We start from the raw sequence: 9,553 nt of genomic DNA, 5'->3' as shown, positions 1-9,553 counted from the left end.
ACAAGGGAGACACCATGGACCACACCGACGGGGTCGTGCTCGCCGCCATCCGCGCGCACGCGACCGCGATCCTGCCCGACCTCGCGCCCGCCGACATCGTGCCCGAGCGCACCCTCGCCGAGCTCGGCCTCAACAGCGTGGACCGCAGCGAGGTCGTGACCAACGTGATGGACGACCTCGACGTACTCGTCCCGATCACCGAGTTCCGCCAGGCCATGCCGGTCGCCGAGCTGGTCGTCCTGTTCGAACGGTACCGGTGAAGCCGCCCGGCGCCCGGGTTCTGGTCACGGGCCTGGGTGCGCTCTCGCCGCTCGGGCCCGACGTGCCCCGGCTCGCCGACGCCCTGCGCGCGGGCCGCCCGGCCATCGCCGCCACCGGCCCCGGGGAGCCGGTCCCCTACCGGGCGGCCCTCCCGGACGCCGCCGTGGGCGAGGCGCTCACCGCGGCGGCGCTCCCGCCGGCGGCGACCCGCCGCACCTCCCGCCCGGTCCGCGCGGCCCTGGCCGTCGCGGGCCAGGCGTGGCGGGCGGCCGGTCTGCACCTGCGCGCCCCCGACCCGCGGCGGATCGCCGTGGTCGTCGCCGGGAACAACCTCAACGGCGCCCAGAGCGCCGCCGCGGCGGCCCGCCTGGCGAAGGACCCGATGCTGGTACCGCCCCGGCTGGCGCTCCAGTACCAGGACACCGACCAAGTGGCCACGCTCAGCGAGGCGTTCGGGATCCGGGGCGAGGGCCTGACCGTCGGCGGCGCCTCGGCCAGCGGCAACCTCGCCCTGATCCACGGCGCCCGGCTGGTCTCCTGGGGCGTCGCCGACGTCTGCCTCGTCGTCGGCGCGCTCGCCGAGCCCGCCCCGGCCGAACTGCGCAGCTACCTGAACCTGGGCGCCATGGTGCCCACCGCGGGCAGCGGACCGGGCGGCCCCTTCGACCGTTCCCACCGGGGCTTCGTCCACGGGCCCGCGGCGGCCGCGATGGTGCTGGAATCAGCCGGGTCGGCGGCGCACCGCGGAGCGGCGGCGCAGGCCGAACTCGCGGGCTGGGCCGCCGGACTCGACGCGAACAGTCAGCCCGACCCCACCGTGGACGGCGAGGCCGAGGTCATGGCCCGGGCCCTCGCCGACGCGGGGATCAGCGCGGCCGAGGTGGACCTGATCGGCGCGCACGGCACCGGCTCCCCGCTGGGCGACCGCGTCGAGGCGGACGCCATCGCCCGCGTGTTCGGCGCCGCCGACCCGTGGGTCAACGCGGTCAAGGGACTGGCCGGACACGCCCTCACCGCCGCCGGTACCCTCTCCGCGGTGGCCGTCGTCCTCCAGCTGCGGGGCGGCTTCGTCCACCCGACGCCCTGGGTGTGCGACCCGATCGACGGCGCCCCGAGACTGGTCGGGGACACCGCCGTCACCACCCCGCTGCGCTGGGCGCTCTCCAACGCCTTCGGCTTCGGGGGGTTCAACTCCAGCCTGGTGTGGCGGGCCGCGCCGTGACGCGCCGCGCCGCGTCCAGCAGGGTGCGGCGCAGCGCCTCGGGCAGCCCCTTCAGGTAGAAGTGGTCCCCCGGGAAGACGTGCAGGCCGAACCCCCCGGTCGTGAGCTCGGCCCAGCGCGCCATCTGCGCCGGGCTGACTTCCGGGTCCGCGTCGCCGGTCAGCGCGGTCAGCGGGCCCGTCAGCGGCGGGGTCGCCGCCGGGCGGTAGGTCTCCACCAGGGTGAAATCGGCCCGCAGGCACGGCAGGAACAGGTGCGCCAGGTCGGGCGAGTCCAGCACCGCCGACGGCGTGCCGCCGAGCCCCGCGACCACGTCCACGAGTTCCCGGTCGCCCAGCAGATGGCGTTCCCCCGTCACGCCCGGCATCCGCCGCCCCGAGACGAACGTCATCGCCGGCGCCGGGCGCAGCCGCTGTGCCACCTCGTAGGCGACCATCGCGCCCATGCTGTGCCCGAACAGCATGTACGGCCGGTCCAGGAGCGGCTCCAGCGCCGGGACGAGGTCCTCGACCAGGTCCGTCATCCTGGTGTACGGGGCCTCGTGGATCCGCCGTTCCCGCCCGGGCAGCAGCACCGGGACGACGTCGATCTCCGGCGCGAGCATCCGCCGCCAGGGCAGGAACAGGGCGCTCCCGCCGCCGGCGTGCGCGAAGCACAGCATTCGCAGGGGCGCCCGCGGATCGCGTGCCCCCGCCGTCCAGTTCGCCGCCGCCACCGTCATCGCGTTCCTCCCGCGTCGCGTACCACCAGGTGCCCGTACGAACCGCCCGATCCGACGGCGTTGACGATCGCCCGCCGAGGTTCGCCGGACGGCGCCCAGTCCAGCGCCTCCCGAGGTACCACCACGGTCCGGTTCGCCCAGTCCACCAGCGGGTTCGGCCGGTCGGAGAGCAGGGTCGGCGCGATCCGGCCGTGCCGCAGCTGGAGCAGCACCTTCATCAGCTGCCCCATCCCGGCCGCCGCCTCGGCGTGCCCGATGTTGGGTTTGAGCGTGCCCATCGGGACGGGCCGCCCACCGCCCGCCAGTACCTCCGTGAAGGCCGCGACCTCCGCCGCGTCGGCCAGGCCCGCGCCCGCCGCCGCGCTCTCCACGTAGGACACGCCCGCCGGGTCCAGCCCGGCCGCCGACAGCATCCGGGTCAGCGAGGACACCAGCGGCGCCGGCCCCGGCGCCCCGAACCTGCCGCCGCCGCCCGCGTGCGCGCTCCACGAGGTCTCCAGCACCCCGTGCACCCGGTCGCCGTCGCGGGCGACCGCACCGGTGCGCCGCAGCAGCACCGCGCCGACCGCCTCGCCCGGACACCAGCCCGGCGCGACCTCGTCGTACGCCCCGCGCGGCAGACCGTCCGGCGGTACGCAGAGCAGCCCGAGCCCGTCCAGCAGCCCCAGGTGGCGGCGGTGGGCGACCAGGTTGACCCCGGCGACCACCGCACTGTCGCACTCCCCGGCGCGCAGCGACTCGACCGCCAGGTGCAGCGCGGTCAGCGCGGACGAGCAGGAGGTGTCCACGGCCAGGCTCGGACCCTGCCAGCCGAAGGCGTGGGAGAGCCGGTGGGGCAGGCTCGCCCTGCCGTCCACCACCTCCAGCGCGTCGCCGCGCTCCCAGGCGTCCCCGGCCGTCGCGAGGTGGTCGTCCCACATCGACGCCACGAACACGCCGACCCGCCCGCCGTCCTCGGTCAGCGACCGGGGCGTGTGCCCGGCCTGCTCCAGGCACTGCCAGACCGTCGGCAGCAACAAGCGCAGCTGCGGGTCCAGGACGGCCGCCTCGGCGGGCGAGATCCGCAGGGGCCGCAGGTCCACCGGGCCCAGGGTGTCCAGGAACCCGCCCACCACGGGCCGCCCGGTCCAGCCGAGCGCCGCCGCGCGCGCGGCCGGCAGCGGGGCGAGGGCCGAGCGGCCCTCGGCCAGCAGCCGCCACAGCGCGTCCGGCCCGGCGGCGCCGGGGAACCGCCCCGCCATCCCGACGACGGCGATCTCCTCCGGGCGCCGCACCGAGGCGGCCGCGGGCGCCGACCACAGTGGTTCCACCGGTCCGTTGTCGTCCGACGCGTCCAGCGGAGCGCACAGGAAACCGAGCTGGAACGTGTGGGACGGTCCCAGCGCGAACGCCTCGGCGAGGTCGCCCTGCCGCAGGTCGCCCACCGGACACAGGGCGACACCGGCCGGCACCTGCTGCTGCATCAGCAGCTGCGCCATGTGCCCGCTCTCCAGGGCGAGATACCGCGAGGCCTGCGCCCCGTACAGCGGTTCGATGCCCCGCTCCTCGCCGACCAGGTAGATCTCGGCGGCGGCGTGCGCGGCGAAGGGCCGGTTGTAGAAGACGTGCGCGTTGACCGGTACGACCGCGCCGGCGCCGACCGGCTCCAGCGCGTGCTCGCGGGGCCGGTAGTAGTACGCGCCTTCGGCCAGCCCGTCCACCGCCTCGCCGCGCACCAGCACGTACACCTGGACGGCATAGGTGTCCCCGGCGGAGGCGTAGAGCGCGCCCGCCGCCTTGTCCTCGCCCGTCCGGGCCAGCACCCGCAGCAGCTCGCCGAGCCGAGCCGCGCCCAGCCGCCGGCCGGCGACCGGGCGGCGGCTGGCACGCCAGCGCCGCTGCCCCTCGGTCGGCCGCTCGCCCGCCAGCGGCAGCCGCGCGGTGCGTTCCGCGGCGGGCCGCTGACCGAAGTCGCCCTCCTTGAAGCGTGCCCGCTCGTCGGCCGCGAAGAAGTCCACCCGCGCCGGCGCCGTCCGCTCCGCGACCGGCTCCGTGACCGGCTCCACGACCGGATCCGGCGCCCGGGCGGGCTCCGGCTCCGGCTCCGGCACCGGCTCCAGATCCGGCTGCGGGACGGGTTCCGCCGCCGCCTCCGACGCCCCCGGCCCCGCCAGGTGCGCGGCGATCGCGGCGACCGTCGGATCGGCCAGCAGCACCGACACCGCGACCTCGCGCCCGTACCGCTCCAGCAGGATCCGGCTGGCCCGCACCATGGTGAAGGAGGTGGCCCCCAGCTCCCACAGATCCGTGTGCGGATCCACCGGAGGCAGGTCCAGGAGCTCCCCGAACAGCGCGGCGATCGGCTCGACGTCGCCGACGGCCGGCGCGGGCGCGCCCGTCACCGGCCACGGCAGGGCGTCGCGGTCCAGCTTGCCGTTCGCGGTGGCGGGCCACCGCGCGACGAACCCCACCGCACTGGGCACCATGTAGTCGGGCAGCGCCGCCGCGGCGTGCGCCCGCAGCGCCTCCGCGGCCGGCGGCGCGCCGTCCGGGAGCACGTACGCCACCAGCCGGTCCTCCCCGGAGGCACCGGACCGCAGCAGCACCACCACGTCCCCGACCCCGGGGTACGTCCGCAACCGGTGCTCGATCTCCTGGAGTTCCACCCGGAACCCGCGCACCTTCACCTGCCCGTCACGCCGGCCGAGGAAGTGCAGGAGGCCGTCCGGCGCGTAGCGGGCCCGGTCGCCCGTGCTGTACATCCGGGTCTCCGGCAGACCGGGGAACTCCCCGGTCACGAACCGCTCGGCGGTCAGCCCGGGCTGCCGGTAGTACCCGTCGGCCAGACACGCACCGGCGATGTACAGGTCACCCTCGTCGCCCACCGGCACCGGACGCCGCTCCGCGTCCAGGACGTAATAGCGGCAGTTGTCCAGCGGCCGCCCGTACGGGACGCTGCGCCAGCCGGGATCGACCCGGTCCACCACGAAGTAGTTGGACCAGACCGCAGCCTCGGTCGCCCCGCCGAGACTCACCAGCGTGGCCCCCGGGAACGCCTCCCGCAGCCGGTCGGGCAGCCACAGCGGCGTGTAGTCACCGCTGAGGAACACCAGCCGCAGGCTCTCGCCGCCGGGCAGGGCCGAGCCGGCGGGGAACTCCGGAGCCAGGTTCGCCAGCGTGGTCGGGGCCGAGTTCCAGAAGGTCACCGGCTCCTCGCGCAGCACCCGCGACAGCAGCCGGGGGTCGCGCTGCTGCTCCTCGTCGGCCACGTACAGCGCCGCGCCCAGGCTGAGCAGCCCCAGGATGTCGAAGACCGACAGGTCGAAGCCCAGCGAGGTGACCGAGAGGCCGAGGTCACCGGGCCCCAGGGCGAAGGTGCGGCGGGCCCACTCGAACAGGTTGAGCAGCGGGCGGTGGGCCATGCTCACGCCCTTGGGCCGCCCGGTGCTGCCCGACGTGAAGATCACGTACGCCAGATCGTCCACGTCGTTCACCGGCTCCGGGGCCCGCTCCTCCCGGCGGTGGGGCCGCGCGAGGACCGCGTCCAGGTCGACCGCCCGTACGCCGGTCACCGAGGCCGCCCACGGGCACGCCGAGTCGTGCAGCAGGAACGCGGCGGCCGCGTCGGTGAGCAACACCTGGGCGCGGTCCCGGGGCAGGGACGGCAGCACCGGCAGATAGGCGCCCCCCGCCTTGAGGATCCCGAGCACCGCGACCACCATGTCGGGGCCGCGCCGCACCGACACCCCGACCATGTCGCCGCGCCCCACCCCCGCCTCGCGCAGCGTCCAGGCCAGCCGGTTGGCGCGCAGGTCCAGCTCCTCGTACGTCAGGGCGCCACCGGCCCAGCGCACCGCCACGTCGGCCGGGCGGACGCGCACCTGGTCCTCGATCAGCACCTGCACCGGCAGCTCGGCGGGGAAGGGGCGCGCGGTGTCGTTCCAGCGCGCCGCCGGGACCGCCGGATCGTCCACCGGCGCCCCCGTGAGCTCCGCCAGCCCGGCCAGGTCGGCGGCGAAGCGGGCGAACGCCTCGTCGAGGAGCCCCTCGGGCAGCCGCTGCGGCAGCGCGTCCCAGGCGAACTCCAGTACGTCACCGTCCTGGACGGCCACGCAGTCCAGGGCCACGCCCGGAGTGCTCGACAGCCAGCCGGTGGCGCTCACCCCGTCGGGCAGCGGGTGCGCGTCCAGGTCGAACAGGCTGGTGTACACCACCGGCATGCCGGAGCCGGCGCGCCGCGATCTGCGCAGCTCGGCCAGCCCGCTCGCGGCGTCGGCCGTCCGGTCCGCGGCGAGCACGGCGTCGTAGCGCCGGGCCAGGTCCAGCAGCGGAGCGCCCTCCGCCGAGGCCGTCACCCAGCTCAGCGCGGTCAGTTCGGCCGGCCGGGCCGCGTCCGAGCCGTCCGTCCAGCGGACCACGGGGACGGTGAACACATCACCCAGCCCGGGGGAGAGGGCGCGGGCGTACGCGGCGAGCAGCAGGGCGTCGGGCGAACAGCCGTGCGCCGCGGCGCCGGTCACCACCGCGCGCCAGCCCGGCACCGTGCCGCGCAGCCGGGTGCGGGCCCCGTCGTCCGGGGCCTCGGCCAGGCGGGGCCCCGGCGGCAGTCCGGCCACCCGCCGCCGCCAGTGCTCGCGCGCCGCGCCGGCGTCCAGCGGCGCGGGCCCGGCCGGGGGCGCGCCGTCGTCAGGGCCGGTACCGCCGGCGCGGACGCCGGGGCCAGCACCTCCATCGCCGACGACCCCACCGTCGTCGTACGTGTCGCCGCCCTCCGCGTACAGCCGCATCAGCTCCCGCCCGACCAGGTGGATGCTCCGCGCGTCGATCAGCGCGAGGTCGACCGACAGGAACACCACGTCCGCGCCGTCCTCGCCGCGGCCCACCCGTACCGCCAGGTGGCCCGCGTCGGGCGCGTACGGCTCCCGCAGCAGCTCCGTCCGGGTCCGCGCGGTGAGTTCGAGCGCCCGCACGGCCGGTGGCACCGGCGCCGCGGGCACCCGTACGCCGTGCTCGGCGTCGACCCGCGCGGCCAGCACCGGATGCCGGTCCACCAGGCGCTCCAGCGCCTTCTCCAGGCGGGCGAGGTCCAGGTCCGCGACCTCGTGGCCCAGCAGGACCCGGCAGCCGCCCGCGCCCTCGGGGCCGTCGGGGCCCAGTTCCCGCGCGACCAGGTACGCCTGCTGCAGATCGTTGAGCGGCACGTCCGCGGCGTCGGCCGCCACCGCCGCAGCCGGGCGGGGCACCCGGGCCAACGCCCGCAGCCGCCCGGTGTACGCGTCGAGCAGGGCCTGCGCGCCGGGCGCCGCGAAGGCGTCCTCGACCACGTCCCACCGGTAGTGCAGCGCGCCGTCCGCCTCCCACACCTGGTGGTCCAGCGCCACCCCGGAGGTCCGGCCGACCGCGTACCGCACGGCCGTGGTGAAGCCGCCCACCGGCTGCTCCTCGCCGAGCATGCCGGTGAACACCACGGGCAGGTCCGGCACGTCACCGCGGCGCTGCCGCAGCGCGGCGACGCCGGGCACCGTCGCGTGCTCCAGGTCCTCGGCGAGCAGCCGGTGCACCGCGCGCGGGTCCGGGTCGGACACGGGGAAGACCAGGGTGGAGGTGAACGTGCCGACGGTGTCCTCGGCGCCCCGCATCCGCGCCCGGTCGCTCGTGGTCAGGACGAGGGTGAACGGCAGCCCGGCCCCCGCCCCGGCGAGGGCCGCCGCGAACTCGGCCAGCAGCAGCGCGGTCGCGGTCACCCCCCGGCGGGCCGCCTCCGCGCGCACGGCCGCCCAGGCGACCGCGTCGAGGGATCCCGTCAGCGGCCGCCGGTCCGGCCCGCCGCCCACGTCGCCCGGCCCCCGCGCGGGCGTACGCACGATGCCGGGACCCGGCGGCAGGCCGGCCAGCCGGCGCTCCCAGTGCCGCAGGCCGGCGGCGTACCGCTCGCCGGTGGCCTCCCGCGCCACGGCGCCCGCGAACCCGGCGAAGGGGGCGGGCGCCGGCTCGGCCGCCAGCACGGCCGGCGACCCGTCGTAGGCGCGCCACCAGTCCCGCAGCAGCACGTGCAGGCTCCGGCCGTCGCAGATCACCCCGTCGACGGCCAGGTGGACCAGGGAGCCGCCGCCGGTCAGGGCGGTCGCCTCCACCTCGTACAGCGGCCCGTCCCCGGCGGTGTAGCGGCGGCGGGAGAGCCGGGCGCGGACCTCGGCCGGGTCGTGACCGGCGGGGTGCGCGGGGATCGGCCGGTCCCTCGCGGGCCGCGGCCGCAGTGCGCCGCCGGCGGTGAGCTCGCAGTCCAGCATCGGGTGCCGTCGGCGCACGGCCAGCCAGGCGCGCCGCAGCCGGGCGACGTCCAGGTCGGCCACCGCGAACTCCCGGTAGTGGTGGCAGCCCACCGCGTCCGCCACCAGCCCGTCCTCCTTGCCCACCAGGTACGCCTGCTGGAGCGGCGTGGGGGAGAACGGCGCATCGTCCGCCCCGGCCCCGGCGACCCCGGCGGCCCCGGCGTCCCCGGGCGGAGCGGTCAGCCGCCGCCCGGCCGCCGCCGTCTCCCGTACCTCGGCGGCCAGTTCGGCGAGAGCGGCCGTGGTGAGCCCCTCGCGGAGGCCGGCCAGCGGCACGGGGGCGCCGATCCGGTCCTCCAGCGCCAGCGCGAGGCGCACCACCGTCATCGAGTCGGCCCCGGCGGGCAGCACCGGTTCGTCCGGCGCGGGCAGCCGCCCGTCGAACGCCTCGCGCAGCGCCGCGACGACCTCGTCGAGGGGAGGCCGCCCGGCGCCCTCCGTCCGCCGCGTCACCAGGTCCAGCTTCCGAGCCGGCCGTGCCGCGTTTCGAGGTCTTCCTTGCTCATCCGGGACGCCCGCGCGGTGATCGCCGACGCCCGCCGCAGCTCCTGCTCGAAGCGGGTGCGGAAGCGTTCGTCGTCGGGCAGCCCGACCTCGTCCGCGGCGGCCAGCATCAGCTCCACGAACCGGTCCCGCTGCTCGTCGGTGATGCGCAGGTCCGCGTGCATCCGCTTGACGTGCTCGAACCCGCCGATCTCGTCGGTGAACGCGGTGCCCGACCCGAAGACCTCGACGAAGTAGGCGGTCAGGTGACGCACGTGCGTGTCACCGGTGTAGCGGAACATCCGCCCGATCAACGGGTCGGCCACCGCGGCCCGGTGGAACGCCTCTGCCAGGCGCCCCAGGGGGCCCTCGCCACCGACGTGCTCGTACATCGTCACCGCGACCTCCGGGGTCGTGCGCGCCTTAGGGAAGGGAAACCGCCCCGACCATAGGCGCGCCGATCACGGCCGCCCGCTCACGTTTGAGCGTCTCGCGCCTCGCGCCTGTGCCAACCTCGGTCCGTCCCGCGGAGGTTGCGGATCTTGCCCCGTCCGA

The 9,553-nt window shown here is 76.9% G+C and carries 5 protein-coding genes; 2 read left to right on the top strand and 3 right to left on the bottom strand.

Annotated features, from left to right (window positions below; all coding sequences use genetic code 11):
- Positions 1-14: 14 nt before the first annotated feature.
- Both EES41_RS04060 and EES41_RS04055 read left to right on the top strand, forming a co-directional pair.
- Positions 15-260: a phosphopantetheine-binding protein gene (locus tag EES41_RS04060; protein ID WP_037796925.1), complete on the top strand. Its 246-nt coding sequence runs from the start codon at positions 15-17 to the stop codon at positions 258-260.
- On the top strand, positions 257-1,483 hold the full coding sequence (locus EES41_RS04055; RefSeq protein ID WP_216827240.1) for a beta-ketoacyl synthase N-terminal-like domain-containing protein: 1,227 nt from the start codon (positions 257-259) through the stop codon (positions 1,481-1,483). Before EES41_RS04060 ends, EES41_RS04055 begins: the two co-directional genes overlap by 4 nt.
- Here EES41_RS04055 and EES41_RS04050 read toward each other — a convergent pair.
- From EES41_RS04050 to EES41_RS04040, 3 genes are read right to left on the bottom strand one after another with little or no spacing between them, the layout of a single operon-like run.
- Positions 1,449-2,204 (bottom strand): thioesterase II family protein, encoded by a 756-nt coding sequence (locus EES41_RS04050; RefSeq protein WP_047960426.1) that lies wholly within the window; start codon positions 2,202-2,204, stop codon positions 1,449-1,451. The genes EES41_RS04055 and EES41_RS04050 overlap by 35 nt on opposite strands.
- Positions 2,201-8,968, bottom strand: a complete 6,768-nt coding sequence (locus EES41_RS04045; protein WP_123075717.1) for a non-ribosomal peptide synthetase — start codon at positions 8,966-8,968, stop codon at positions 2,201-2,203. Before EES41_RS04045 ends, EES41_RS04050 begins: the two co-directional genes overlap by 4 nt.
- Positions 8,965-9,390 (bottom strand): group II truncated hemoglobin, encoded by a 426-nt coding sequence (locus EES41_RS04040; RefSeq protein ID WP_047960903.1) that lies wholly within the window; start codon positions 9,388-9,390, stop codon positions 8,965-8,967. Before EES41_RS04040 ends, EES41_RS04045 begins: the two co-directional genes overlap by 4 nt.
- Positions 9,391-9,553: the final 163 nt, after the last annotated feature.

Source organism: Streptomyces sp. ADI95-16, assembly GCF_003721495.1.
Classification (GTDB): Bacteria; Actinomycetota; Actinomycetes; order Streptomycetales; family Streptomycetaceae; genus Streptomyces; species Streptomyces goshikiensis.
This window is presented reverse-complemented; position numbering and strand designations above follow the sequence as displayed.

What these genes read in the sequence shown, in the direction of transcription:
- EES41_RS04060 (WP_037796925.1), top strand. Translation starts at nt 15, where the DNA reads ATGGACCACACCGACGGGGTCGTGCTCGCCGCCATCCGCGCGCACGCG.
- EES41_RS04050 (WP_047960426.1), bottom strand. Translation starts at nt 2,204, where the DNA reads ATGACGGTGGCGGCGGCGAACTGGACGGCGGGGGCACGCGATCCGCGG.
- EES41_RS04040 (WP_047960903.1), bottom strand. Translation starts at nt 9,390, where the DNA reads ATGTACGAGCACGTCGGTGGCGAGGGCCCCCTGGGGCGCCTGGCAGAG.